This is a genomic window from Xanthomonas citri pv. mangiferaeindicae, assembly GCA_002240395.1.
Taxonomy (GTDB): Bacteria; Pseudomonadota; Gammaproteobacteria; order Xanthomonadales; family Xanthomonadaceae; genus Luteimonas; species Luteimonas citri_A.
Genome location: CP016836.1, coordinates 782,998 through 807,795, shown reverse-complemented (window position 1 = coordinate 807,795; position 24,798 = coordinate 782,998). Strand labels below are relative to the sequence as shown.

The window sequence follows — 24,798 nt, the reverse complement described above, 5'->3', positions numbered from 1 at the left end:
ATGCAGCGCGACCGATGCCGGTCGCAGCGCAGATCGACCTGGGTGCGGCGCTCGGCGTCGTTTTCTCCTCGGTCCTATCGTCCGCGCCAGAAGCGAGAATATTTTCCGATCAGGCTTGACTTGTCCGATTCGGGGCGAGACAGTCGGCAGATTGGTCCTACGTCCGTCCCGTCGAGGTGCTCCCGATGTCAGGTTCGTTGCGTGTGCGATCGTTGCTGGCCTGCTTGCTGCTGTGCACCTCCGCGTTCGCCCAGACGGGGCCCGCGCCCGCGACCCCGGCGGCCCCCGAGCTGACGGCGACTGCCCAAACGCCCCCGGCCGCCGACGGCGCCCATGTCCTGACCGGGACTGACGTCACGGCCTGGCTCGACGGGTTCATGCCCTATGCGCTGGCGCGCGGGAACATCGCCGGCGGTGTGGTCACCGTGGTCAAGGACGGGGAGATCATCGCCAAGCGTGGTTACGGCTACGCCGATGTCGCCAAGCGCCAGCCGGTGGATCCGGACGCGACGCTGTTCCGACCAGGCTCGGTCTCCAAGCTGTTGACCTGGACGGCGGTGATGCAGCAGGTCGAGGCCGGGCGCCTGGATCTGGATACCGACATCAACGAGTACCTCGATTTCCGGGTGCCGACGCGCGGGACACCGATCACGCTGCGTCACCTGATGACCCACACCTCCGGGTTGGAGGAGCGGGTCAAGAATCTGATGACCACCGAGGCGCAGGCGCGCGCCGGCAACACGGAGCTTGGCGCCTACCTCAAGGCCTGGGTGCCCGGCCAGATCTTCGAGCCGGGCACGGTCCCGGCGTACTCGAACTACGCGACCAGCCTGGCGGGCTACATCGTCGCGCGGGTCAGTGGCGAGTCGTTCGACGACTACATCGAGCGGCATGTCCTGCAGCCGTTGCGGATGACCCGCTCAAGCTTCCGCCAGCCGCTGCCGGACGACCTGGCCGGGCTGATGGCGCGCGGCTACAAGTTGGCTTCGGACGACCCCGGCGGTTACGAAGTCGTGCCGTCTGCACCGGCCGGCGCCCTGGCGGCCACCGGCAGCGACATGGCGCGCTTCATGATCGCGCACCTGGAGACCGCGGCCGGCCGCGACTCTCCGCTGCTCAAGGCCGCAACCGCGGCGCAGATGTACACGCCGCAGACCCGCTTCGTCCCGCCGCTGCGGACCATGGCGCTGGGCTTCTACGAGATCGACCTCAACGGACAGCGGGTGCTTGGCCACGGCGGCGACACGATCTTCTTCCACTCGTATCTGTATCTGTTCCGCGATCAGGGCGTGGGTGTCTTCGTGTCGGTCAACAGCACCGGTGCCGATGGCGCGACCGGCGCGATCCGCAGCGAACTGCTCGAAGGCTTCGCCGACCGTTACTTCCCCGCGCAGCCGCCGCAGCCGGCCCAGGTCGACATCGAGACGGCGAAGGCGCAGGCCCGGCTGCTCGCCGCGGGCCATTACTTGAACTCGCGCCGCAGTGAGTCGGGCTTCATGCGTCTGATGCAGCTCCAGCAGGTGCAGCTTGTGGACTACGGCGACGGTTCGGTCGGGTTCCCGGTGTTCCCCGGCACCGACGGCCAGCCGAACCGCTTCTATCCGGTGGCGCCGTTCCTCTGGCGCACGCTCGATGGCAAGCAGCGGCTGGCTGCGGTGGTCGAAGAGGGCGAGGTCACCGCCTTCTCGGTCGATGCGATCTCGCCGTTCATGCTGTTCCAGCGCGTCGAGGGCTATCGCTCGGCCGCCTGGCTGGTGCCGCTGCTTGGCGTGTCGTTCGCGGTGCTGGTGCTCAGCGCGTTGGCCTGGCCGGTGAGTGCACTGGTGCGGCGCCGCTATCGCCTTGCGCTGCCGTGGCCGCCGCGCACTGTGCGCGCCTACCGGGCCAGCCGCGCCGCGACCTGGTTGGTGCTGCTGAGCTGGGCGGGCTGGATCGGCTTGATCGCCTGGTTCATGGCCGACTACTTCCGGATCAACGACGGTCTCAACGGTTGGGTGTTGGCGCTGAGTGCCCTGTCTGTCATCGCGATCGCCGCCGGGCTCGCGACGTCGGCCTGGAACCTGCGTGAGACCTGGCGGGGCGGACGCGGCTGGCCCGCGCGGCTGTGGGCAGCCTTGCTGCTGGTGGCGATGCTCGCGACCAGCTATGCCGCCGTGATCAGTGGCCTGGTGGCCTTCGTCACCGACTTCTGATCCCACGATGGGGCAGACGCGCGCGTCTGCCCCATCGGATTGGTCGAGTCGCGGCGATCGAGTCGCGTCGACCGGGTTGGCGTGGCTATGTGCATTGGCCCACGCGGTAGGCCGCGCGCGGCCCCCTGATCGCGTTCCTCATCGGGCACCGCGCCGGTGGCGTTGCTCGCGCCGATCCGCCTCAGTCGACGGCGATGCCCGCCAGCCGTTGCAGGGCCTCGGCGTAGCGCGCGCGGGTGCGCGCGATGACTTCGGTCGGCAGGCGCGGACCCGGCGCGGTCTTGTTCCAGTCCAGCGTTTCCAGATAGTCGCGCACGATCTGCTTGTCGTAGCTCGGCGGGCTGGTGCCGACCTGGTATTCGTCGGCCGGCCAGTAGCGCGACGAGTCCGGGGTCAGCATCTCGTCCATCACGTACAGGCGGCCGTCGGCATCGGTGCCGAACTCGAACTTGGTATCGGCCAAGATGATGCCGCGCTCGGCGGCATGCGCGGCGGCATGCGCGTACAGGCGCAGCGTGGCGTCGCGAACCTGTTCGGCGAGATCGGCGCCGATGTGGCGCACCATCGTGTCGAAGTCGATGTTCTCGTCATGGTCGCCGACTGCGGCCTTCGTCGACGGCGTGAAGATCGGCTGCGGCAACTGTTCGGCCTGGCGCAGGTCGCCTGGCAGCGCGATGCCGCTGACGCGGCCGGTGCGCTGGTAATCCTTCCAGCCGCTGCCGATCAGGTAGCCGCGGGCGATCGCCTCGACCGGCACCGGCTTGAGCTTCTTCGTCACGACCGCGCGCTGGGCGTAGAGCGCCGGATCGACCCCGGCGGGCAGCACGCTGGCCACGTCCACACCAGTCAAGTGATTGGGCATCAGCGCCGCGGTCTGCTCGAACCAGAAGTTGCTGATCTGGCAGAGCATCTCGCCTTTGCCGGGAATCGGGTCGGGCAACACGACGTCGAATGCGCTCAGGCGGTCGGTGGCGACGATCAGCAGCCGCTCCTCGCCGAGCTCGAACACGTCGCGGACCTTGCCGCGGTGGCGCAGGTGGAGGCCGGGCAGGTTCGCTTCGAGCAGGGTCGTCGACACAGGGGTGGTCCGGGTTGCGTCGCAAAACGGTCGGCAAGTGTAGTGCGAACGCGGTCGCGGTGCAGGGGGGGCTCCCGACCGCCGACGCGGGGGCGAACCGCTACACTGCCCGCCATGCAACGCTGGTACGGAAAACTGCTGGGCTTCATCGCCGGATGGCTGCTGCTGCGCCACCCGGCGGGCGGCGTGATCGGGCTGGTGATCGGACATGCGTTCGATGCCGGCTGGCTGGCGCCGCGCCAGCAGAAGGACTACGCGGTGTTCGGCCTGGCCCCGGACGCCACCCAGGTCCAGATCGACCAGGCTTATCGCCGGCTGATCTCGCAATACCATCCCGACCGCGTGGCCGGTGCGGCGCCGGAACTGCGGGCCCAGGCCGAGGCGCGCGCCGCCGAGCTCAATGCCGCCTACGACCGGCTGCGCCGCGGCCGCGACGGCCGCAAGCGTCCCCGGCGCTGAGGCGCGGCAGGCGCATCGTCGGCGCATAAGTCTCGCGGTCCCGGTGGCGCCTTCCGAGCCCGTTCGCGGCGCCCGGCGAGCACTGGGCCGCGTGCGCCGCCGCGTAGAATGACGGCCTGCGGCCCTCGCCGCGTCCTTCCGTCGCTCCCGGAGCCATTCATGCAGCCCGCCGTCATCGCGCCCTCGATCCTGTCCGCCAACTTCGCCCGACTCGGCGAGGAGGTCGACGCCGTGCTCGCCGCCGGTGCCGACTGGGTGCATTTCGACGTGATGGACAACCATTACGTGCCGAACCTGACGATCGGCCCGCTGGTGTGCGAGGCACTGCGCAAGCATGGCGTGACCGCGCCGATCGACGTGCACCTGATGGTCGAGCCGGTCGACCGCATCGTGCCGGACTTCGCCCGCGCGGGCGCGACGTTGATCAGTTTCCATCCCGAGGCCAGCCGCCACGTGCACCGCACGATCCAGTTGATCCGCGCCGAAGGCTGCCAGGCGGGCCTGGTGTTGAATCCGGCGACGCCGGTCGAGGTGCTCGACTACGTGCTCGAAGACCTGGACATGGTGCTGCTGATGTCGGTCAATCCGGGCTTCGGCGGCCAGGCCTTCATTCCCTCGACGCTCGACAAGCTGCGCCGCGTGCGCGAACGCATCGATGCCACGGGCAAGCCGATCCGGCTGGAGATCGACGGCGGCGTCAAGCCCGACAACATCGGCGCGATCGCCGCCGCGGGCGCCGACACCTTCGTCGCCGGCTCGGCGATCTTCGGCCAGCCCGACTACCGCGCGGTCGTGGAGGCGATGCGCGCGCAGATCGCCCGCGCTGGCGACCTGTCGGCCTGAAGCCAGGCGCGGCTTCACTGTACCTCCCGCTTCGGATGGGCAGCCGCCTGGCGGCCGGTCGGCCCTTTTCCCTCGGTCAGGCCATCCTGTCCTGACTCGGGCGCGAAGTGACGACTTTCGCGAACGGTCGTTCTAGGGGCAGCGCGGCTAACGGCCGCCAGGCAACTGCCCATCCAAAGAAGAATCCCCGCATGGAAGATGCCCCAAGAAGAAAAGCCGCATCCTGCGATGCGGCCTTCCGGAAGATTGGAGGCTGATCCTGCCTCCGCCCGTCGTCCCTGCTATGGCCTCCCATGGTCCGGGCGCTTGATGACAGCGTCATGACGGCGCGGGCGAGAGCGTGAGGGGCGCTTAACAGCGTAGGCCGCGCACTCCGTTACGCTGCGCCACCTTTCCCTTGTCCCGTGCCCCATGCCTGCTCCGTCCTGGTGTCTGATCCTCAACGGCAAATCGGCGGGGGTGGAGGCGGTGCGCGAGGCGGTCGCGGCGATGCGTGGCCGCGGCATCGCGCTGGCGGTCCGGGTGACCTGGGAAGCGGGCGATGCCGCGCGCTTCGTCGATGAAGCACTGGCCAGCGGCGTGGAAACGCTGATCGTGGGCGGCGGCGATGGCACGGTCAATGCGGTGGTCTCCGCACTTGCCGCACGTCCGGAAGCGGCCGACGCGCTGCCGTCACTGGGCGTATTGCCGTTGGGCACCGCCAACGACTTCGCGACCGCAGCGCAGATACCCGATGCGCCGCAGGACGCACTTGCCCTGGTGGCCGAACTGCCGCCTCGCCCGGTCGATGTACTGCGCGTGGCGGCCGACGACAGCGTGTTGTGGTGCGCGAATCTGGCCTCGGGGGCTTTGGCACCCAGGTGACGGTCGAGACGCGCGACGCGCTCAAGCGCGTGCTTGGCGGGCTGGCCTACTTCGTGACCGGCCTGTCGCGGGTGGGCCGGATCGAGCCGATCCAGGTGCGTGTGCGCGGCCCCGATTTCGCCTGGGACGGCGGCCTGGTCGCGCTGGGTATCGGCAATGGCCGGCAGGCCGGCGGCGGTCAGGCGCTGTGTCCCGATGCCTGGATCGATGACGGCATGATCGATCTGACGATCGTGCCCGAATTCGAGGGCGAGGTCGTCGCGGCGCTGCGCACCGCATTGGTCGAGGGCAAGGTCGCCGCGCTCGACCAGGTCGCGGTGCGTCGCCGGCTGCCGCGGCTCGTCGTCGAGTCGGACGCGCCGCTCACGCTCAACCTCGATGGCGAACCGCACGCCTCGCGGCGCTTCGCGGTCGAATGCGTCGCCGGCCGGATCCGCATGCACCTGCCGGTGGACTGCCCATTGCGCGGCGCCGGGACAGTCGCATCACCAGAGGCGACTCGCTAGAGTAGCGGGATGCGCGTTCCCGCTGCCCTGCACCTGTGGATCCTCGGCATCGACCGGCGATGGCGGCGTTCTGCCGCCGTGTCCGCCCGCCCGTTGCCCGAGGAAATGCCGCGTGATCTCGCAGTCCCAGTTCCAGCAGTACGCCACTGACGGCCACACCCGCATCCCCGTGGTGCGCGAGGTGCTGTCCGACCTCGACACGCCGCTGTCGGTCTATCTCAAGCTGGCTGATGGGCCACACACCTACCTGTTCGAATCGGTCGAGGGCGGCGAGCGCTTTGGTCGGCACTCGATCATCGGGCTGCCGGCCGAGCGGGTGTACACCTTCCACGGCCACATGCTGACCGTTCGCGAGCACGGCGAGACGATCGAGACGCGCGAGGTCGCCGATCCGTTCGCCGAGGTCGAGCGCCTGCGCGCCGAGCACTCGGTGCCGCGGGTCGAGGGTCTGCCGGGCTTCGCCGGCGGCCTGGTCGGCTGGTTCGGCTTCGAGTGCATCGAGTACATCGAGCCGCGGCTGCGCGACGCCGCGCGCGCCGACGTGCGCGATGAGCTGGGCACACCGGACATCCTGCTGATGCTCAGCACCGAGGTCGCGGTGTTCGACAACCTCAAGGGTCGGCTGTACTTGATTGTCCATGCCGACCCGCGCGAGCCGCAGGCCTGGGCACGCGCCAACCGCCGGCTGGACGCGCTCAGCCACCGGCTGCGCCAGGGCGGGGCGGGCTACCCCGAAACCCTGCAGCCGGCGGCACTGGACGAGTCGGACTTCGTGTCCGGCTTCACCCGCGAGGGCTTCATCGACGCCGTGGCGCAGGTGAAGGACTACATCGCCGCCGGCGACGCCTTCCAGGTCGTGCTGTCGCAGCGCATGTCGGTGCCGTTCCAGGCCCGCCCGGTCGACGTCTACCGGGCGCTGCGCGCACTCAACCCCTCGCCGTACATGTACTTCCTCGATGTCGGCGGCACTCAGGTCGTGGGTTCCTCGCCGGAAATCCTCGTGCGTCTGAAGGACGGCGAAGTCACCGTGCGGCCGATCGCCGGCACGCGCCCGCGTGGCGCAACGCCGGCGCAGGACCAGGCGCTGGAGGCGGAGCTGCTCGCCGATCCCAAGGAGCGCGCCGAGCACCTGATGCTGATCGACCTGGGCCGCAACGATGTCGGCCATGTCTCGGCGCCGGGCACGGTCGAGGTCGGCGAGCGCTTTGTGATCGAGCGTTACAGCCACGTCATGCATATCGTCAGCGAGGTCACCGGCCGGCTGAAGGCCGGCCTGAGCTACGCCGACGTGCTGCGCGCGACGTTCCCGGCCGGCACGGTCAGCGGCGCGCCGAAGGTGCGCGCGCTGGAGATCGTCCGCAGCCTCGAGCCGGTCAAGCGCAACGTGTACTCGGGCGCAGTCGGTTACATCGGTTGGCACGGCGACGCCGATACCGCGATCGCGATCCGCACCGCGGTGATCCAGGATGGCCGCCTGTATGTGCAGGCGGGCGCGGGCATCGTGTACGACTCCGACCCCGACATGGAATGGGCCGAGACGATGAACAAGGGCCGCGCGTTGTTCCGCGCGGTGGCGCAGGCGGCGAAGGGGCTGTGAGCCGCCCCGCTGGGTTCCGACACGGATCGAAGGAGACGACGATGACAAGGTCTTTGGGACGCGGATGTGCGGCCCTGCTGCTGGCACTGTGCGCGCCGTGGGCGATGGCGCAGGTCAATGCACTGCCATCGCTGCCGCACCTGCTGGTCAAGGGCGATGCGACACGCGACGTGGTGCCAGACCGCTTCACGGTCTCGATCACGCTCAGTGCGCTGGACATGCAGCCAGAACGCGCGCGCGAGCGCGTGCAGGCGAATCTGGGCGCCTTGCTGACCGCGCTGAAGTCGGGCGGGGCGATCGCCGAATCGATCGACGCCAGCACGTTCTCGGTGCAGCCCGAACACAGTTACGAATCCCAGAAGCGCGTGTACCAGGGCATCCGCGCGACACGCCGGCTGCAGGTCACCTTCCCCGATGCCGAGGCCACCCGTTCGTTTCTGGCGGGCCTCCCGGCCGGTGAGGATGTGCAACTGGCCGGCATCGAGCCGACGTTCTCCGGCGAGGCGGCCCTGCGCGGCGAACTGAAGGCCGAGGCCATGCGCCAGACCCGGGAGACTGCGGCGTTGCTGGCCCGGAGTTATGGCGCGCGTCTGGGGTCGCTCTACAGCGTGTCCGACGTGGCGCCGAGTTTCGCCTACGGCGTCCAGGCGGGCCATTGGCCGCCGTCCCGCGGGCGCGGTGTCCCGCCGCCGCCCGAGGCGCCGCCAGTGATGTTCGATGCGCCGCAATCGCTCGACAGTATCCAGGTCACCGGCAACCGCATCACGCCCGAAAGCCTCGCGGTCGGCACCGTCACGATCGCCGAACACCTCTACGCCATCTTCCTGCTCGCGGACTGACCCATGCTGTTGATGCTCGACAACTACGACAGCTTCACCTGGAATCTCGTGCAGTACCTGCAGGCGCTCGGCGCCGAGGTCCGGGTGGAGCGCAACGACGCATTGACGGTCGAGCAGATCGAGCGGCTCGCGCCGGAGCGGATCGTGATCTCGCCCGGTCCTTGCACGCCGAACGAGGCGGGCGTGTCGCTGGCGGTGATCGAGCGCCTTGGGGCGACGGTGCCGATTCTGGGCGTGTGCCTGGGCCACCAGGCGCTGGGCCAGGCCTACGGCGGCCGCGTGGTCCGCGCCGGCCGGATCATGCACGGCAAGACCTCGCCGATCCGACACGAAGGCCGCGGCGTGTTCGCCGGACTGCCCGATGGCTTCGATGCCACGCGCTACCACTCGCTGGTCGTCGAGCGCGCATCGCTGCCCGATTGCCTGGAGGTCACCGCCTGGACCGAGCACGACGACGGCACCGTGGAGGAGATCATGGGCCTGCGCCATCGCACGCATCCGGTCGAGGGCGTGCAGTTTCATCCCGAGTCGATCCTCACCGAACACGGCCATGCCCTGCTGAAGAACTTTCTGGCGCGCTGAGCGGGCGCCGGAACACACTGGATTCCAAAGGAGAAGGACACGATGGACATGCAGGTCCCAGCGCACCCGGGTGCCGTCCGGCTGTACGTTTTCGACGAGGTCTACTCGTTCCGCGCTGCGCAGGAGCAGGCCGAGAAGAAGAAGCTCGGCGCCTTCGGGGCGCTCGCCAAGTGGAATCCGCTCAACCGCCCCAAGCCCGAGACCGTGCTGCTGTCGCGGCAGGAGATGCGCCTGGAGCCGTTCTGGCACGTGGTCGCGCAGCGGACCGTCGAGTACGCCTGCCGGGTCGATTACCCGGTTCCGGTGCACAACCCGCATGCCAAGTCGGTCCAGATCGGGGCGCAGTCCTACGAGGTCGCGCGTCACGGTGGCAAGGGCCGGATCGACGTCCCGGTCGTCGAGCAGTGCTATCGCCGGGTCGACTACGCCGACTATGTCGATGGCCTGGGGCGTGAGATCAAGGCGGCGACGCTGGCGGCCTATGTGGACCGCTACAAGCACGCCGAGCTCGAAGCGCTCGACCGGCCCGAGGCGGTGCAGCCGCGGGTGCCGATGGCCTCGGCGATCCAGATCGCCAAGGCCAAGCTGGCAGCCGAGGCGATCAACGCCCACGAGATCCACGAGGACCAGGACCGGTTCGAGAAGCTGCACCTGTTCTTCCGTCCGGTGTTTGCGTTCGAGTACGTCTGGTCCAATGCCGACCGGCGCGGCGTGATCGAGGTCGATGGACTGACCGGCGAGGTTGTCGAGGCCGGGCAGTGGTTCAAGGACAAGGTGAACCGGCTGGTGACCCGCGAGACGATGTTCGAACTCGGTGCCGAGGTCGCGGGTGCGTTGGTGCCCGGCGGCGGCGTCGTGGTCAAGGTCTTCGACCGGATGACGGTGTCCAACGGCAAGCCCTGAGCGGCAGGTGCGGCGGCGTGCGCGCCATGTGATTGCGGGCACGGCGCCGGGATCGGCGACAATCGGCGGCGTCAGCCTGTGCCAGGAGTCCGCGTCGCGATGCCCATCACCCCCCACGAAGCCCTGCAACGGACCATCGAGCATCGCGAGATCTTCCGCGACGAGATGGTCGAGCTGATGCGTCAGATCATGCGCGGCGAGGTCTCGCCGCTGATGACGGCGGCGATCCTCTCGGGCCTGCGGGTCAAGAAGGAGACCGTCGACGAGATTGCGGGCGCGGCGCAGGTCATGCGCGAGTTCGCGTTGCCGGTGCCGCTGGCCGAGGACGACCGCATGCAATTGGTCGACATCGTCGGCACCGGCGGCGACGGCGCGCACACCTTCAACATCTCCACGGCGAGCATGTTCGTGGTCGCCGCGGCCGGCGCCAAGGTCGCCAAGCACGGCAACCGCAGCGTGTCGTCGAAATCGGGCAGCGCCGACGTGCTCGAGGCGCTGGGCGCGCGCATCGACCTGCAGCCCGAGGCGGTCGCCGATTGCATCGCGCGCACCGGGATCGGCTTCATGTTCGCACCGGTGCACCACCCGGCGATGCAGGTCGTCTCCCCGGTGCGACGCGAGATGGGCGTGCGCACGATCTTCAACATCCTCGGCCCGCTGACCAATCCGGCCGGCGCACCGAACATCCTGATGGGGGTGTTCCATCCCGATCTGGTCGGCATCCAGGTCCGCGTGCTGCGGGAGTTGGGTGCCGAGCGCGCGCTGGTGGTCTGGGGGCGCGATGGCATGGACGAGATCTCGCTGGGCGCCGGCACCCTGGTCGGCGAACTGCGCGACGGGCAGGTGCACGAGTACGAAATTCATCCCGAGGACTTCGGCATCGCGATGGCGGCCAGCCGCAACCTGCGGGTCGCCGACGCGGCCGAATCGAAGGCGCTGCTGCTGGCCGCACTCGACGACACGCCGGGGCTGGCACGCGACATCGTCTGCCTCAACGCCGGCGCGGCGCTGTATGTCGCCGGCGTGGCCGACTCGATCGCCGATGGCGTTACGCGCGCGCACAAGGCAATCGCCGACGGCGGCGCGCGTGCGCGGCTCGACGCGTTCGTGGCGGCGACCAACGGTCGGGCCCATTGATCGGGCCCGGCGCCCGGCGGCGGCATCACCTGCGGTATCTTGGGCGGCCCTGTCCGTCCGCCGCGGTTCTACGATCTTGAACGACGTCCTGCAGCGCATCGTCGCGCGCAAACACGAAGAAGTCGCCGCTCGTCGCGCGGCCTGCCCGCTGGCCGAGATCGCGGCGCGCGCGGCCGATGCCGGCCCGGTCCGCGGATTCGCCGCGGCGATCGAGGCCAGGATCGCGGCAGGCGATGCGGCGGTGATCGCCGAGATCAAGAAGGCCAGCCCGTCGAAGGGCGTGATCCGCCCGGACTTTCGCCCCGCCGACATTGCCCGCAGCTACGCGGCCGGCGGTGCGGCTTGCCTGTCGGTGCTGACCGACATCGACTTCTTTCAGGGCGCCGATGACTATCTGGTGCAGGCGCGCGCCGCTTGCTCATTGCCGGTGCTGCGCAAGGATTTCATTGTCGACTCCTGGCAGGTCCACGAGTCGCGTGCGCTCGGTGCCGACTGCATCCTGCTGATCGTTGCTGCGCTCGATGACCACGCGCTGGTCGAGCTGGCCGGGCTGGCGATGTCGCTGGATCTCGACGTGCTGGTCGAGGTGCATGACATCGACGAGCTCGAACGCGCGCTGCAGGTGCCGTCGCCGCTACTGGGCATCAATAACCGCAGCCTGCGCAGCTTCGAGGTCTCGCTCGACACCACGCTGTCGCTGCAGGGCGCGGTGCCGCGCGATCGGCGCCTGGTTACCGAGAGCGGCATCCATACGGCCGACGACGTTGCGCGGATGCGCGAGGCGGGCATCGACGCTTTCCTGGTCGGCGAAGCCTTCATGCGCGCGCCCGATCCCGGCGCCGCGCTCGGTGCCTTGTTCTCGCCGGCCCTGCCGCCGCCCGAGGTCATCGCGCCGCCGCCGCGGGCACCGGATGAAGCGGACGCCCCGCGTGCGCCGCTGACCGCGGTGATCGTCGAGGCCAGCGATCCGGCCCAGGCCTCGCCCGGCGAAGCGCCTGCCAACGATGCCGCGCCGACGCTGGCCGGGCTGCTGACGTCGGCTGCCGCCGCGGCCGGCGAGCCGGCCATCGATGCACGGACAGCCGCTGCGCCACGCACTGTCGTCTTCGACTTCGACCACACCCTCTACGACGGCGATTCGGGCACGCATCTGTTCGGCTGGCTGATCCGCCGCAGCCCCTGGCGCACGGCGCTGGCGCTGCTGGCTACGCCGCTGCTCGGGCCGATGATCGCCTGCCTGCCGACCCGTCGTTACGGCATCTCCGGCTATGCGTGGATCGGGACCGTGGGTCTGAACAGCCGCGGGTCCCTGGATCGCCTGATCGATCTCTACGTTGCCCGGCACGCCGACCAGATCCGCCCGCGGCTGCTGCCGGTGGCGCTCGAGGCGCTGCACGGCCACCGCGAGGCCGGCGACCGCGTGGTCGTGGCGACCGGCGCGCCACCCGAACTGGCGCGCGCGATCCTGGCCTTCGTGGCCCACGAGACCGTGCCGGTGATCGGCACTGCGGTGGGCCCCAAGCTTGGCGCGGTCGTGGCCACGCGTCACTGCCATGCCGAGGAGAAGATGCGCATGCTGCGCGAGCGCGGCTATGGCGACATCGACATCGCCTATTCCGATTCGAGCGCCGACCTGCCGCTGCTCAAGGCGGCGGCGAGCCCGGTGGTGGTCAACCCGAAGGCGGGCGCGGTGGCGATGTTCCGGCGCGTGCTGCCCTCAGGCACACCGATCCTCAACTGGGGCTGCCGCGATCGTGCCGGCACCCCGGCAGGCTCATCCGGGCAGTAGCGACCGGCCGATCTGGTAGAGGCTGATCGCCATCACCAGCACGCCCACCGCCAGCAGTACCCAGCGCTCGCGCACATGGCGCACGAACAGCGCCGCCAGCGGCGCGGCGATCATGCCGCCGACCAGCAGGCCAAGCACCACGTCCAGGTGCTGCAGGCCGATGGTCAGGAAGAACGTGACCGAGATCGACAACGTGACCAGGAATTCGGCGGCGTTGACGGTGCCGATCGTCGTGCGCGCCGCGCCGCCGCGCGCGAGCAGGGTCGAGGTCGCGACCGGGCCCCAGCCGCCACCGCCGCTGGCATCGAGCAGGCCGGCCACGAAGCCGAGCAGTGGCACTCGCTGCACCTCGCGCCGGGGCAGCATCCGGCCCGCCGCGCGCAGCAGGATCAGTACCGAGAGCACCAGCAGGTAGGCATAGATGAACGGGCGGACCACGTCGCCGGGCAATCGGGTCAGGACATAGGCGCCGAGCACACCGCCGACCATGCCGGGGATCGCCAGGCGGAAGAACAGCCGCCGGTCGACATTGCGCATCGCCAGGTGCGACACGCCCGAAGCGCCGGTGGTGAACACCTCGGCGGTGTGCACGCTGGCGCTCACCGCCGCCGGCGGCACGCCCATGCTCAGCAGCACCGAGGAGGACACCAGCCCGAACGCCATGCCCAGCGCACCATCGATCAGCTGCGCGGCCAGGCCGACCAGCACGAAGAACAGGAATTGGTCGCCGAGCGTCATGTGCGGTCCATTGCGAGGGGCGACCACAGCATACGGTGCCCAAGGGGCGCGCTGTCAGGGATCAGGCGTCGCCGAGCCGCTTGATGAAGCGTAGGGTGCCGTCGGAGAAGCCGCAGGCCCGGTAGAACGCATGCGCATCGGTGCGCTGCGAGCCGCTGGTCAGTTCCAGCCGCGCCGCGCCGGCAAAGCGCGCGCGGCGCTCGGCCTCCTTCAGCAACTGGCGGCCCAGGCCTTGGCCCTTCGCGGTATCGGTGACCACCAGCGCGGTGATCCTGCAGGTGGTGGTGCCCAGCGGCAGGTAGTACATGAAGTCCAGCGCGACCAGTCCGCAGACCCGGCCACCGCTGCGTGCGACCACCAGTGCCTGGCGGTCGTTGGCGGTGACCGCCAGGATGCGCTCGCGCGCCTCGTCCACGCCGCAGGGATAGCCCAGTTCCGAGAGCAGGGCGGCGACGTCGTCGGCGTCGATGGCCGACGCGCTGCGCAGATCGGCGTCGGGCAGATCGCCGCGCGGTGCGAAATGTCCGGTGCTCATGGCGTCTACCGCGTCCCGAACAGCACGATGGTCTTGCCTCGGGCGGTCAGCTTGCCGTCGGCCTGCAGCTTCTTGAGCACCCGGCCGGCCATCTCGCGCGAGCAGCCGACCAGCCGGGCCAGCTCTTGCCGCGAGATCCGCAACTGGGTGCCCTGCGGGTGGCTCATCGCATCCGGCTCCCGGGTCAGGTCGTGCAGCGTGCGCACGATGCGGTCGGTGACATCCAGGAACGCCAGCCGACCGGCCTTGCGGCTGGTGTCGAGCAACCGGCGCGAGAGCTGGGCGCCGATCGCATACATGATCGAGGTGGCATCGCCCGCCAGCGTGGTCTCGAACAGCTGATAGAGCCGCTCGTAGCTGATCTCGGCCAGTTCGCACTGGGTCCGGGTGCGCAGGATGACCTCGCGCACGTCCGATTCGATGAACAGGCCCATCTCGCCGACCATCTCGCCCGGGCCGAAGTACCCCAGCACCAGTTCGCGGCCGTCCTCCTCCTCGGTGATGATGCTGACCGAGCCGCTGACCACGTAGTACAGCGTGCCCGCCGGATCGCCGGGGCGGAACACTTCGCTGCGCGGCGGATAGCGTCGGCGGTGGCAGTGGGCGAGGAAGCGTTCGATGGCCGCCGCCGACGGCGACATCGGGTGCGGCGTGCGAACATGGGAATTGATCAGGGCCACGGGATCGGAGGGCATGAGGCATCGCAGCGGGGAATGCCGAAGAGTAGGCGGTCGGCCGGTCGGGGGCAAACCGCTATGCGCCGAGGTCGCGAGCGGGCCCCGGTTTGCCGCATAATCCCCGTTTCGCCCAACCCCCGAGGGTCGACCGCTGTGGTCAAACCGCTCCCGCGCCTGAAGCTCCAGGGTTTCAACAACCTGACCAAGGCCCTGTCGTTCAACATCTACGACGTGTGCTACGCCTCGTCCGAGGACGAGCGCCAGCGCTATATCGCCTACATCGACGAGGTCTACAACGCCGACCGGCTGACGCAGATCCTGACCGATGTCGCGGAGATCATCGGCGCGAACATCCTGCACGTCGCCCGTCAGGACTACGAGCCCCAGGGCGCGTCGGTGACGATCCTGATCTCCGAGGAACCGGTGATCGACCGCAAGGACGCCAAGGGCGTGATCTCCGACGCGGTGGTCGCGCATCTGGACAAGTCGCACATCACCGTCCACACCTATCCCGAGACCCACCCCGACAACGGCATCGCGACCTTCCGCGCCGACATCGATGTGGCGACGTGCGGCGTGATCTCGCCGCTCAAGGCGCTCAACTACCTGATCGAGAGCCTCGAGTCGGACATCGTGGTCATGGACTACCGTGTGCGCGGCTTCACCCGCGACGTGAAGGGCAAGAAGCACTACATCGACCACAAGATCAATTCGATCCAGGACTACCTGGCCAAGAACATCAAGTCGCGCTACGACGCGCTCGATGTGAATGTCTACCAGGAGAACATCTTCCACACGAAGATGCATCTCAAGGATTTCGACCTCGACCAGTACCTGTTCGAGGAGAAGGCGCGCAACCTGTCATTCAAGGACCGGATGAAGATCGAGGCGCGCCTCAAGCGCGAGATCGAAGAGCTCTATCACGGGCGCAACCTCGTCGACTGACGCGGGCGCCGTGATCGGCGATGCATGATTTCGAGAACGGCCTCGCGTGATGCGAGGCCGTTTTCGTTTGGAGCGCGCGGCGATCCGATGGTGGCTTGGTCGACGCCGGGCGCCTGCCGCGTCCATCGCCCGCGACCGATCGCCCGTCACGGCCCTGGCGCTACAGCCGGTACGCCACCGTCTTCATCACCGATGAGGCGGCCGACATCAGCGAGGGGATCGGCCAGGGCAGCGCGCGGGCGCCGGCCAATTCCGCGTGGTCGGCATGCCGGGCCTCGTCCTCCTTCATCTGCCGCAGGATGTCGCGGCTGCGCGCGTCGGCCGGCGGCAACGTCTCCAGGTGCTCGTCCAGATGCGCTTCGACCTGGCGCTCGGTCTCGACCACGAAGCCGAGGTTCCAGCCGTCGCCGCGCAGCCCGGCGAGCACGCCGAGCGCGTAGCTGCCGCCGTACCACAGCGGGTTGAACATGCTGGGCCGGCTGTCGAGTTCGCGCAGGCGCTGCGCACACCAGGCCAGGTGGTCGGTTTCTTCCTGCGCGGCCTCGAGCAGGTGGTGGCGGGTGTCGGGCTCGCGAGCGACCGCGGCCTGCCCGAAGTACAGCCCCTGGGCGCAGACTTCGCCGACATGGTTGATGCGCATCAGGCCGGCCGCATGGCGGCGCTCCTGCGGCTCGAGCACGACGTCGGGGGTGTCGGCTGCCGGGTTGGGCCGGGCGGCGGACGGATTGCCGAAGACCGTCTCCAGCGCGCGCTGGGTCTCGACCAGGACCTGGTCGAACGGACCGAACCTCGATCGGGGCGATGACATCGCGGTGGCTCCAAGTGTCCGGGGAGGGGTATTGTCGGCGCTGTAGGCAGCCCAGGCCAGCGCGGCCTGGGCGCTTGGTTGCGCGCGATGACCGGCCGCGCTATCATCCCGCCTCTTTGCTGCACCGTACACAACGCGAGGCGAAGTTCCGCCGGCCACCGGCGCAATCAGCCCGACCAGTCACCGACCGAGTACCAACCCGTCATGAAGACTTTCACCGCCAAGTCCGAGACCGTCCAGCGCGACTGGTATCTCGTCGACGCCACCGGCAAGACGCTGGGCCGCCTGAGCGCGGAAATCGCCCACCGCCTGCGCGGCAAGCACAAGCCCGTCTACACCCCGCACGTCGATACCGGCGACTACATCGTCGTGATCAACGCCGAGAAGATCGCGGTGACCGGCAAGAAGATGACCGACAAGCTCTACCACCGTTTCACGGGCTACATCGGCAACCTCAAGACCGAATCGCTGGGCCAGGCGCTCGAGCGCCACCCCGAACGCGTGATCGAGATCGCCGTCAAGGGCATGCTGCCGAAGAACACGCTCGGCCGTGCCATGTACCGCAAGCTCAAGGTGTACAAGGGTGCCGAGCATCCGCACGCCGCCCAGCAGCCGCAGCCCCTGGAACTCTAAGTCATGGCTATCACCCAGAATTACGGCACCGGCCGTCGCAAGTCCTCTGTCGCCCGCGTGTTCCTGCGCAAGGGCAGCGGCAAGATCACTGTCAACGACCGTCCGCTCGACGAGTTCTTCGGCCGCGAGACTGCGCGCATGATCGTGCGCCAGCCGCTCGAGCTGACCCAGAACACCGAGACCTTCGACGTCGTCGTCACCGCCACCGGCGGCGGCACCACCGGCCAGGCCGGTGCGATCCGCCTGGGCATCGCGCGCGCGCTGGTCGAATACGACGAAACGCTGAAGACCGAGCTGCGCAAGGCCGGGTTCATGACCCGCGACGCGCGCGAAGTCGAGCGCAAGAAGGTCGGTCTGCACAAGGCACGCCGCGCCACGCAGTTCTCCAAGCGCTGATCGCGCGGGTTCGGATCCACGCGCGATGCGTGGATCCGGCATCGCCGGGACTTGCGATTTTTTGCGGTTTCGGCGGTACAATAGCGTCATAGCCCCGTCGCCAAGCGGTAAGGCACCTGACTCTGACTCAGGCATTCGGTGGTTCGAATCCATCCGGGGCTGCCATCTACGAAAAAGCCCGCCGAAAGGCGGGCTTTTTTTTGCGCGGACATTCGCGCTCGTCTCAGCAAATGCGCTCGTCCGCAGGCCGGTTCCACGCCCTAGAATCCGCCGATGCACAGCCCTCTTCCTCCGTTATCCGAGGCCGCGCGTGCGGTCGCCGATCTCAAGGCCCACGGTTTCGCAGTGCTGGCCCCCGACGCGCTGTCGACGCTGTGCGATGTCGCGGTCGCCGATCTGCAGGCGCTGCGGTCCGACTGGGACACGTTACCGCCCGACGGCTACCTGCGCGATGGCGGGCGCTATCGCCGGCGCCGCCATGCCTGTTATGTCCAGCACGGCGACCAACTCGTCCCGGCGGCGCGGCGCGCGCACTGGCAGTCGGAGGACTACAACGCGCTGCACGGCGGCATGCACCGCTGGTTCGAGCCTGTCTGCGCGACGACCGCTGCCGCGCCTGCGTGGACCTCGCTGATCGCCAGGCTCGGCGCGGTGTTCGGGCAGGTGCGCGCGCATCTGCCCTGGTACGTGGAGGCGCACCAGTTCCGCATCGACACCACCGATGGCATCGGGCGACCGACGCCTGAAGGTGCGCATCGCGACGGCGTGGATTTCGTCGCCGTGCTGCTCGTCGCCCGCGAAGGCATCAAGGGCGGCGAAACCCGCGTCTTCGACGCCGACGGCCCCAGCGGCCAGCGCTTCACGCTGATCCGGCCGTGGTCGGCATTGCTGCTCGACGACCACCGCGTCATCCACGAATCGACGCCGATCCAGCCGATCGACGCCGCCGGCCATCGCGATACCCTGGTGCTGACCTACCGCAGCGGCGCGTTCCAGGGCGAGGACTGATCGCGGGCCGGCACTTGGTTACAATCGCAACGAATAGCCGACGCCAACCGGAGTTGCCATGAAGCTGGGTTCACTGAAGGAGGGCGGCCGCGATGGCACCCTGATCGTCGTCTCACGCGACCTGGCCACGGCCGTGCGTGCCACGGGCGTTGCGGCGACACTGCAGCAGGCGCTCGACGACTGGTCGAACGCCGCGCCCCGGCTCAACGCCCTCTACGAATCGCTCAACGCCGGCGACGCCGACGGTGTCTTCGACCTCGATGTCGTCCGACTCGCCGCGCCGCTGCCGCGTGCCTACGAGTTCGTCGACGGCAGCGCTTACCTGCCGCACGTCGAGCGGGTGCGTCGCGCGCGTGGCGCCGAGGTGCCCGAGAGTTTCTATACCGATCCGCTGATGTACCAGGCGACCAGCGCCGGGTTCTACGGCCCGCGTGACACGGTCAAGGTGGCCAGCGAAGACTACGGGATCGATCTGGAAGCGGAGATCGTCGTGGTCACCGACGATGTGCCGATGGCCGCGACGCCGGCCCAGGCGGCCGGCCATATCCAACTCGTCGGCCTGGTCAACGACGTCAGCCTGCGCAACCTGATCCCGGGCGAACTCGCCAAGGGCTTCGGCTTCCTGCAGGCCAAGCCGAGGTCGGCGCTGAGCCCGGTGTTCGTGACGCCGGACGAACTGGGCGAGGCCTGGCGCGAGCACAAGCTGCACCTGCCGCTGGTGACCCACGTCAACGGCGAATGGTTCGGCGCGCCGGAGGCGGGCGTGGACATGCAGTTCGACTTCGCGCAATTGGTGGCCCACGCCGCCAAGACCCGCCCGCTGGCCGCGGGCACGATCGTCGGCTCGGGCACCATCGCCAATGCCGACACCAGCAAGGGCGCCTCGTGCTTCGCCGAGCGCCGCGTCGTGGAAACCCTCGAGCAAGGCGCGCCGAAGACGCCATTCCTGTCATTCGGCGACACCGTGCGGATCGAAATGCTCACGGCGTCGGGCGCGAGCATCTTCGGTGCGATCGAGCAGGTGGTCGAGCGCTACGTGCCCGACACGGACACGGACGCGTGACCGACGCTGCGCTGACGCTGTACGGCTACTGGCGTTCGAGCGCCGCGTACCGCGTGCGCATCGCACTGCATCTCAAAGCCCTGGCGTTCGCGTCGGTGCCGGTGCATCTGCTGCGCAATGGCGGCGAGCAGCGCGCGCCCGCGCACGCGGCGCGCAATCCCCAGCGGCTGGTGCCGGTGCTGCGGCATGGCGAGCACATGCTGACCCAGTCGCTGGCGATCATCGAATACCTCGACGAAGTCTTCCCGGCGTCGCCGTTGCTGCCGTCCGATCCCTCGCGCGTCATCGCGCACGGGCGCTCGCGCAACTGGTGGCCTGCGACATCCATCCGCTCGGCAACCTGCGTGTGCTGCAGTTCCTGGAACGCGAATGGGACATCGATGCGGCGGGACGCACGCGTTGGATCGGGCGCTGGGTCAGCGATGGGCTCGCAGCGTTCGAGCGCCTGCTGGGCGAGGCGCCCGAAGCGGGCCGGTTCTGCGTCGGCGATGCGCCCGGGCTCGCCGATTGCGCTCTGGTCCCGCAGCTCTACAACGCCCGCCGTTTCGGCATCGAGCTCGCGCCGTACCCGCGCATTCTCGCGATCGAATCGGCCTGCCTGGCGCTGCCGGCCTTTGCCGCCGCGCGGCCCGAAGCCCAGCCCGACGCCGTCTGAAGGCCGCGGGTGACAGCGACTATGGGGCGAACACGTCCGCGTACGGGTCGTGGGCGTCGGTCGCACCTTCGGAGAGCCGGAATTTCAGGTCCAGGCCGTCGCGCGAGTCGGCGGCGCGCAGTGCGGTTTCGCGCTCGATGCGCCCGCTCTTGTAGAGGCGGTACAGGCACTGGTCGAAGGTCTCCATGCCTTCCTCGAGCGATTCCTCCATCGCCTGCTTGACCTCGTGGACATGGCCGCGGCGCAGCAGGTCGCGGATCGTCGGCGTGTTGAGCAGCACTTCGGTCGCCGGTAGCCGGCGGCCGTCCACGCCCTCGACCAGGCGTTGAGAGATCACCGCGCGCAGGTTCAGCGACAGATTCATCAGCACGTTCTTGTGTGCGGCCTCAGGGAAGAAGTTGAGGATGCGCTCGATCGTCTGGTCGGCGTTGTTGGAGTGCAGGGTCGCCAGGCACAGATGCCCGGTCTCGGCGAACGCGATCGCCGCCTCCATCGTGGTCGCGTCGAGGATCTCGCCGATCAGGATCACGTCGGGCGCTTCGCGCATCGCGTTCTTCAGCGCGTTGTGGAAGGTCTGGGTGTCGATCCCGACCTCGCGCTGGTTGACCAGTGAGCGCTTGTGCCGATGCAGGTACTCGATCGGGTCCTCGATCGTGAGGATGTGGCCGGCCGAACAGGTATTGCGGTGATCGATCATCGACGCCAGCGTCGTCGACTTGCCCGAGCCGGTGGAGCCGACGATCAGCACCAGCCCGCGCGGGGCGGTGATCACGTCCTTGAGCACCTGCGGCAGTTGCAACTGCGCGATGTCGGGAATCTTGCTGCTGATCGCACGCACGACCATGCCGGCCTCGCCGCGCTGCCGGAAGACGTTGACCCGGAAGCGGCCGACCTCGGGCAGCGAGTAGGCCATGTTCATCTCGAGGTCGCGCTCGAAACGCCGGATCTGCTGCTCGTCCATCATCGAGTAGGCGATCTGGCGGACGACCCCCGGCGCCAGATGTGTGCCCTCGAGTGGCTGCAGCCGGCCTTCGATCTTGATGTGGATCGGCGCGCCGGTGCTCAGGAACATGTCCGACGCGCTTTTTTCCGTCATCAGCTTCAGAAACGGGCCGATGTCCATGTATGAATTCCCCACGGGCGGCCGGGGCACATTGCGCGCCCCCGGCTTGCTGACGACAATGCCCGCAATGACGCTTTTCGGGCACGATGCTTCGATGAAGACAAGCTTCGCATACATCCGGCCACTGCTGGGCGCAGCCGTGCTCGCCTGTGCCCTGTCGCTTGCAGGCTGCGCCAGCGCACCGCCACCGACCGAGGATCTCGCAGCTGCTCGGCTGTCGGTCGCCCGGGCTGGCGATGCCGACGCCGACCAGTACGCACCGATGCAGATCGACCAAGCACGCCGCGCACTCGAGCAGGCACAGGCGGCGGCCGCCAATGGCCGCGACGCCGAAGCGCGCACGCTCGCGCTGTCGGCCTCCGCGCTCGCCGATCTGGCCCACGCCCGCGCGCGTCAGGCGGTCACCGAGGCCGAATTGGCGCAGCGACGCGCCGAGATCACCAATCTGCGCCAACGGCTGCAGGGGGAGAACTGAGCATGCGCCTGTCGATTCTGACGCTCGCCCTGACCATGGCCGTGTCCACCGCCTGGGCCCAATCGGGCAACGACACCGATGCTGCCGCGCTTCAGCAGCGGCTGCAGGCCATCGATGCCGATGCCGGCACCGCCGGCGCGGCCGCCTATGAGCGCCTGCAGGCACGCCAGGCCCTGGCCACGCTCGCCACGGTGCGGAGCAGCCAGCGCGCATCCGCGCTGCAGATCGCGCAGTGGCGGGTGGAAACGGCTGAAGTCGCCGCGCAGACCGAGGTCGCGCGCCGGGAACTGGGCGAGCTCGAGCGCGAGCGCGCCCAACTGCTGGTCGAGGCCAGTCAGCAGGACGCTGTGCGGGCACGCCAGGAGGCCGAGCGCCTGCGTATCCAGGCGCAGATCCAGGCCGAGGAGGCCGCGCGCCTGCGCCTGGCGGCCGAGGAAGAGCTAGCCGCGCGCCAGCAGGCCGAGACCGTGCTGCAGGGCGTTGCGAGCGGCGAGGCCGCCAAGCTGCGCGCTGCGCGCCAGCGTGAAGCCGAACTCAAGCGGCGCGAGGCCGAACTGCTCAAGAGCCTCGAGCCCTGAGCCATTGGCAGGCTGTCTGAGGCGGCCGGGTGACATGCTGACCCTTGTCACGGCCCGTGGGTGTGCCGAAGATGCGCCGTTCCGGTGATCGCCTCACATCCATGAATCCAAGTGAAATCAATCGCTTGGCGTTGTCTTAACCCGCCGAGCGCGCCATGACGCGATACGCGTGGGTCCCCGAGCGCCGCGCTTAACGCCTTTGACCGCGCAGCCGCGTCGTCGCATGCCGTCGGGGCCTTGCCGCCGCTGCGACCCCGGAGTAGGGTCGATTGCGCCGGGTGGTCTCCTCTTTCGCCATCCGGTCAACGAACCAGGCCGATGACCGAGACGATTCCTCATGAGGTGTTCGATGCCCGCCCCAAGCGCGGCGCCGCATGCCCGAGCGGATCGTTCGAGGCCCGTCCCCTGGAGGCCGTCCCCGCAGCGCCCCTGCCGTCGCCGGCCGGGGCGTTCGCATTCGTGTCAGGAGGATTTCATGTTCGAAGCGCACTCGCAGGTGGAACTCGAAGAAATCATGAAGGGCAATGTCGAGTTCCGACAGCTCTACTACCGGCACAAGGAATTGGACAAGAAAGTGCTCAATGCCGAGCTAGGCGTGTTGCCGGTGGATGAAGCCACGCTGTCGCAGATGAAGCGCGAGAAACTTGCCGCGAAGGACCGCCTGGCGTCGATGTACGACGCGATGCAGAAACACTAGGTTTACGTCAGTCGCGGGCGGTGGCGGTCATCCTCGTCGGCCGCCATCGCCCGCGAATGCCGGGTGCCGCGACCGGCGCGGTGGCGATGGGCGATAATCGACGGCCCGCCTGCTGTGGACCGGACTCCATGCCGATCGCCTCTTCCGTCCTCGACCTGATCGCCGAGACCCCGATCGTCAAAGCGCGCCGCCTCGACGCCGGCGTCTGCGAACTCTACTTCAAGCTCGAGAACCAGAATCCTGGCGGCTCGATCAAGGACCGGATCGGCCTGAGCATGATCGAGGCGGCCGAACAGCGCGGCGACATCGCGCCCGGCGCCACGCTGGTCGAGGGCACGGCTGGCAATACCGGCATCGGCCTGGCGCTGGTGGCCCAACAGAAGGGCTACAAGCTGATCCTGGTCGTCCCCGACAAGATGAGCCGGGAGAAGATCTTCAACCTCAAGGCGATGGGTGCCGAGGTCGTGCTGACGCGCTCGGACGTGGCCAAGGGCCATCCGGAGTACTACCAGGACCTCGCCGCGCGCATCGCCGCCGAGACCCCCGGCGCCTACTTCATCAATCAGTTCGGCAACCCCGACAATCCCGCTGCGCACGAGCACGGCACCGGCCCGGAGATCCTGCGCCAAATGGCCGAGGTCGGCGGTCTGGACGCGATCGTCTTCGGCTGCGGCAGCTCGGGCACGATGACCGGCCTGTCGCGCTGCTTCGCCGAACACGCCCCCGACGTCGAGCTGGTGCTGGCCGACCCGGTCGGCTCGATCCTGGCCGAATACATCAATGACGGCACGCTCAGCGACAAGTCCGGCAGTTGGATGGTCGAAGGCATCGGCGAGGACTTTCTGCCGAGCATCTCCGACTTCTCGCGCGTGCGGCAGGCCTACGCGATCAGCGACCGCGAGAGCTTCCTGGCGGCGCGCGAACTGCTGCAGGCCGAAGGCATCCTCGGAGGGTCTTCCACCGGCACGCTGCTGGCGGCCGCGCTCAAGTACTGTCGCGCCCAGACGCGCCCCAAGAAGGTGCTGGTGTTCGTCTGCGACACCGGCAACAAGTACCTGAGCAAGCTCTACAACGACTACTGGATGCTCGACAATGGCTTCATCGAGCGCGAGCAACACGGCGACCTGCGCGACCTGATCCTGCGCCCGTACTCGCGTCGCGATACCGTCGTGCTGGCCCCGGGCGATCTGCTGGTCACCGCCTACCAGCGCATGAAGCTCTACGAGATCTCGCAGTTGCCGGTCATGGACGGTGACCGGATCGTCGGCATCCTCGACGAGAGCGACGTCCTGCTGCACGTCTACGGCGACGAAGGCCGCTTCCGCGATCCGGTCTCGACCGCGATGGTCAGCAAGCTCGACTTCCTGGACGTCAAATCGCCGGTCGAGGCGTTGTTGCCGGTGTTCGACCGGGGTCAGGTCGCGATCGTCACCGAGGGCGAGCGCTTCCTCGGCCTGATCACCCGGATCGACCTGCTGAACTACCTGCGGCGGCGGGTGCAGTGACTGGTCGTTCGATGTAGGAGTCTTGCCGGGCGCTCAAAGCCCCGAAAGCGCACCTGGTCGGAAGCAGGTTCTCAGTTTTTTGCAGCCGCAGGCTCCAAGTGTAGCCCGCCATCATCCCCAAGGATATCCATGACTGGCCAGATTGCCGTTGTAATTCCCTGTTACAAGGTGAT

At 68.6% G+C, this 24,798-nt stretch carries 23 protein-coding genes, 1 tRNA gene and 3 pseudogenes; 21 read left to right on the top strand and 6 right to left on the bottom strand.

Translation table 11 applies throughout. From position 1 onward, the window contains the following. Positions 1–185: 185 nt before the first annotated feature. Positions 186–2,192, top strand: a complete 2,007-nt coding sequence (locus BEN78_03480) for a hypothetical protein (protein ASR42590.1) — start codon at positions 186–188, stop codon at positions 2,190–2,192. A gap of 181 nt (positions 2,193–2,373) precedes the next feature. On the opposite strand, the gene BEN78_03475 is transcribed toward BEN78_03480, so the two are convergent. Continuing rightward, a complete protein-coding gene (locus BEN78_03475) occupies positions 2,374–3,270 on the bottom strand; it encodes a phosphoribosylaminoimidazolesuccinocarboxamide synthase (GenBank protein ID ASR42589.1) in 897 nt (298 codons plus the stop codon). A gap of 114 nt (positions 3,271–3,384) precedes the next feature. On the opposite strand from BEN78_03475, the gene BEN78_03470 reads away from it, so the two are divergent. From BEN78_03470 to trpC, 9 genes and pseudogenes are all read left to right on the top strand, one after another. Then, complete coding sequence (locus tag BEN78_03470) at positions 3,385–3,729, top strand: hypothetical protein (GenBank protein ID ASR42588.1); 345 nt, start codon at positions 3,385–3,387, stop codon at positions 3,727–3,729. Positions 3,730–3,888: 159 nt separating this feature from the next. Next, complete coding sequence (locus BEN78_03465) at positions 3,889–4,572, top strand: ribulose-phosphate 3-epimerase (protein ID ASR42587.1); 684 nt, start codon at positions 3,889–3,891, stop codon at positions 4,570–4,572. 411 nt (positions 4,573–4,983) lie between these two features. After that, positions 4,984–5,942, top strand: a pseudogene (locus tag BEN78_03460) (lipid kinase YegS). A 112-nt stretch (positions 5,943–6,054) separates the two neighbouring features. Next, a complete protein-coding gene (locus BEN78_03455; protein ID ASR42586.1) occupies positions 6,055–7,539 on the top strand; it encodes an anthranilate synthase component I in 1,485 nt (494 codons plus the stop codon). Positions 7,540–7,580: 41 nt separating this feature from the next. Further along, positions 7,581–8,378: a hypothetical protein gene (locus tag BEN78_03450; GenBank protein ID ASR42585.1), complete on the top strand. Its 798-nt coding sequence runs from the start codon at positions 7,581–7,583 to the stop codon at positions 8,376–8,378. A gap of 3 nt (positions 8,379–8,381) precedes the next feature. Beyond that, a complete protein-coding gene (locus BEN78_03445; GenBank protein ID ASR42584.1) occupies positions 8,382–8,960 on the top strand; it encodes an anthranilate/aminodeoxychorismate synthase component II in 579 nt (192 codons plus the stop codon). A gap of 42 nt (positions 8,961–9,002) precedes the next feature. After that, complete coding sequence (locus BEN78_03440) at positions 9,003–9,863, top strand: hypothetical protein (protein ID ASR42583.1); 861 nt, start codon at positions 9,003–9,005, stop codon at positions 9,861–9,863. 99 nt (positions 9,864–9,962) lie between these two features. Continuing rightward, positions 9,963–11,000: an anthranilate phosphoribosyltransferase gene (locus BEN78_03435; GenBank protein ID ASR42582.1), complete on the top strand. Its 1,038-nt coding sequence runs from the start codon at positions 9,963–9,965 to the stop codon at positions 10,998–11,000. 76 nt (positions 11,001–11,076) lie between these two features. Then, a pseudogene (trpC, locus tag BEN78_03430) lies at positions 11,077–11,859 on the top strand (indole-3-glycerol-phosphate synthase). A 915-nt stretch (positions 11,860–12,774) separates the two neighbouring features. Here trpC and BEN78_03425 read toward each other — a convergent pair. The 3 genes from BEN78_03425 to BEN78_03415 form a co-directional block, all read right to left on the bottom strand. Further along, positions 12,775–13,527: a hypothetical protein gene (locus tag BEN78_03425; protein ID ASR42581.1), complete on the bottom strand. Its 753-nt coding sequence runs from the start codon at positions 13,525–13,527 to the stop codon at positions 12,775–12,777. Between the two features lie 61 nt (positions 13,528–13,588). Then, positions 13,589–14,062, bottom strand: a complete 474-nt coding sequence (locus BEN78_03420) for a hypothetical protein (protein ID ASR42580.1) — start codon at positions 14,060–14,062, stop codon at positions 13,589–13,591. A gap of 5 nt (positions 14,063–14,067) precedes the next feature. Continuing rightward, the gene (locus BEN78_03415; GenBank protein ID ASR42579.1) at positions 14,068–14,757 is read right to left on the bottom strand and encodes a transcriptional regulator Crp; all 690 of its coding nucleotides are present in this window, start codon (positions 14,755–14,757) and stop codon (positions 14,068–14,070) included. A 135-nt stretch (positions 14,758–14,892) separates the two neighbouring features. Here BEN78_03415 and BEN78_03410 point away from each other — a divergent pair, with 135 nt between their 5' ends. Next, the gene (locus BEN78_03410; GenBank protein ID ASR42578.1) at positions 14,893–15,684 is read left to right on the top strand and encodes an S-adenosylmethionine decarboxylase; all 792 of its coding nucleotides are present in this window, start codon (positions 14,893–14,895) and stop codon (positions 15,682–15,684) included. Positions 15,685–15,844: 160 nt separating this feature from the next. Here the strand turns inward: BEN78_03410 and BEN78_03405 are convergent, their stop codons facing one another. Then, positions 15,845–16,492 carry a 2-octaprenyl-3-methyl-6-methoxy-1,4-benzoquinol hydroxylase gene (locus BEN78_03405; protein ASR42577.1) on the bottom strand — a complete coding sequence of 216 codons (648 nt, stop codon included), beginning with the start codon at positions 16,490–16,492 and terminating at the stop codon, positions 15,845–15,847. Positions 16,493–16,696: 204 nt separating this feature from the next. Between BEN78_03405 and BEN78_03400 the strand changes: the two genes are divergently transcribed. The 6 genes and pseudogenes from BEN78_03400 to BEN78_03375 all read left to right on the top strand — a co-directional run bounded on the left by BEN78_03400 (position 16,697) and on the right by BEN78_03375 (position 20,247). After that, entirely contained in the window at positions 16,697–17,125 is a 429-nt protein-coding gene (locus BEN78_03400) for a 50S ribosomal protein L13 (GenBank protein ID ASR42576.1), read from the top strand. Between the two features lie 3 nt (positions 17,126–17,128). After that, positions 17,129–17,521 carry a 30S ribosomal protein S9 gene (locus tag BEN78_03395; GenBank protein ASR42575.1) on the top strand — a complete coding sequence of 131 codons (393 nt, stop codon included), beginning with the start codon at positions 17,129–17,131 and terminating at the stop codon, positions 17,519–17,521. A 90-nt stretch (positions 17,522–17,611) separates the two neighbouring features. Further along, positions 17,612–17,686: transfer RNA gene (locus tag BEN78_03390), tRNA-Gln, on the top strand. Positions 17,687–17,794: 108 nt separating this feature from the next. Next, positions 17,795–18,529, top strand: a complete 735-nt coding sequence (locus tag BEN78_03385) for a hypothetical protein (GenBank protein ID ASR42574.1) — start codon at positions 17,795–17,797, stop codon at positions 18,527–18,529. Positions 18,530–18,587: 58 nt separating this feature from the next. Beyond that, positions 18,588–19,592, top strand: coding sequence for a 2-keto-4-pentenoate hydratase (locus BEN78_03380; protein ID ASR42573.1), 1,005 nt, complete (start codon positions 18,588–18,590; stop codon positions 19,590–19,592). Next, positions 19,589–20,247, top strand: a pseudogene (locus tag BEN78_03375) (maleylacetoacetate isomerase). The gene BEN78_03380 and the pseudogene BEN78_03375 overlap by 4 nt, the downstream one beginning before the upstream one ends. Positions 20,248–20,266: 19 nt before the next feature. Here BEN78_03375 and BEN78_03370 read toward each other — a convergent pair. Further along, complete coding sequence (locus BEN78_03370; protein ID ASR42572.1) at positions 20,267–21,370, bottom strand: type IV pili twitching motility protein PilT; 1,104 nt, start codon at positions 21,368–21,370, stop codon at positions 20,267–20,269. Positions 21,371–21,464: 94 nt separating this feature from the next. Here BEN78_03370 and BEN78_03365 point away from each other — a divergent pair, with 94 nt between their 5' ends. From BEN78_03365 to BEN78_03350, 4 genes are all read left to right on the top strand, one after another. After that, positions 21,465–21,845, top strand: coding sequence for a hypothetical protein (locus tag BEN78_03365; protein ID ASR42571.1), 381 nt, complete (start codon positions 21,465–21,467; stop codon positions 21,843–21,845). Positions 21,846–21,847: 2 nt separating this feature from the next. Next, positions 21,848–22,423 (top strand): hypothetical protein, encoded by a 576-nt coding sequence (locus BEN78_03360; GenBank protein ID ASR42570.1) that lies wholly within the window; start codon positions 21,848–21,850, stop codon positions 22,421–22,423. Positions 22,424–22,898: 475 nt separating this feature from the next. Next, positions 22,899–23,120, top strand: a complete 222-nt coding sequence (locus tag BEN78_03355; protein ASR42569.1) for a hypothetical protein — start codon at positions 22,899–22,901, stop codon at positions 23,118–23,120. Positions 23,121–23,248: 128 nt separating this feature from the next. Continuing rightward, a complete protein-coding gene (locus BEN78_03350) occupies positions 23,249–24,625 on the top strand; it encodes a cystathionine beta-synthase (protein ASR42568.1) in 1,377 nt (458 codons plus the stop codon). Positions 24,626–24,798: the final 173 nt, after the last annotated feature.

Bases quoted from the DNA above. Each gene is read 5' to 3' on its own strand.
- BEN78_03385 (ASR42574.1), top strand. From the start codon at position 17,795: ATGCACAGCCCTCTTCCTCCGTTATCCGAGGCCGCGCGTGCGGTCGCC.
- BEN78_03420 (ASR42580.1), bottom strand. From the start codon at position 14,062: ATGAGCACCGGACATTTCGCACCGCGCGGCGATCTGCCCGACGCCGAT.
- BEN78_03435 (ASR42582.1), top strand. From the start codon at position 9,963: ATGCCCATCACCCCCCACGAAGCCCTGCAACGGACCATCGAGCATCGC.
- BEN78_03370 (ASR42572.1), bottom strand. From the start codon at position 21,370: ATGGACATCGGCCCGTTTCTGAAGCTGATGACGGAAAAAAGCGCGTCG.
- BEN78_03470 (ASR42588.1), top strand. From the start codon at position 3,385: ATGCAACGCTGGTACGGAAAACTGCTGGGCTTCATCGCCGGATGGCTG.
- BEN78_03425 (ASR42581.1), bottom strand. From the start codon at position 13,527: ATGACGCTCGGCGACCAATTCCTGTTCTTCGTGCTGGTCGGCCTGGCC.
- BEN78_03465 (ASR42587.1), top strand. From the start codon at position 3,889: ATGCAGCCCGCCGTCATCGCGCCCTCGATCCTGTCCGCCAACTTCGCC.
- BEN78_03400 (ASR42576.1), top strand. From the start codon at position 16,697: ATGAAGACTTTCACCGCCAAGTCCGAGACCGTCCAGCGCGACTGGTAT.
- BEN78_03405 (ASR42577.1), bottom strand. From the start codon at position 16,492: ATGTCATCGCCCCGATCGAGGTTCGGTCCGTTCGACCAGGTCCTGGTC.
- BEN78_03440 (ASR42583.1), top strand. From the start codon at position 9,003: ATGGACATGCAGGTCCCAGCGCACCCGGGTGCCGTCCGGCTGTACGTT.
- BEN78_03480 (ASR42590.1), top strand. From the start codon at position 186: ATGTCAGGTTCGTTGCGTGTGCGATCGTTGCTGGCCTGCTTGCTGCTG.
- BEN78_03365 (ASR42571.1), top strand. From the start codon at position 21,465: ATGAAGACAAGCTTCGCATACATCCGGCCACTGCTGGGCGCAGCCGTG.
- BEN78_03360 (ASR42570.1), top strand. From the start codon at position 21,848: ATGCGCCTGTCGATTCTGACGCTCGCCCTGACCATGGCCGTGTCCACC.
- BEN78_03395 (ASR42575.1), top strand. From the start codon at position 17,129: ATGGCTATCACCCAGAATTACGGCACCGGCCGTCGCAAGTCCTCTGTC.
- BEN78_03355 (ASR42569.1), top strand. From the start codon at position 22,899: ATGTTCGAAGCGCACTCGCAGGTGGAACTCGAAGAAATCATGAAGGGC.
- BEN78_03380 (ASR42573.1), top strand. From the start codon at position 18,588: ATGAAGCTGGGTTCACTGAAGGAGGGCGGCCGCGATGGCACCCTGATC.
- BEN78_03350 (ASR42568.1), top strand. From the start codon at position 23,249: ATGCCGATCGCCTCTTCCGTCCTCGACCTGATCGCCGAGACCCCGATC.
- BEN78_03445 (ASR42584.1), top strand. From the start codon at position 8,382: ATGCTGTTGATGCTCGACAACTACGACAGCTTCACCTGGAATCTCGTG.
- BEN78_03415 (ASR42579.1), bottom strand. From the start codon at position 14,757: ATGCCCTCCGATCCCGTGGCCCTGATCAATTCCCATGTTCGCACGCCG.
- BEN78_03450 (ASR42585.1), top strand. From the start codon at position 7,581: ATGACAAGGTCTTTGGGACGCGGATGTGCGGCCCTGCTGCTGGCACTG.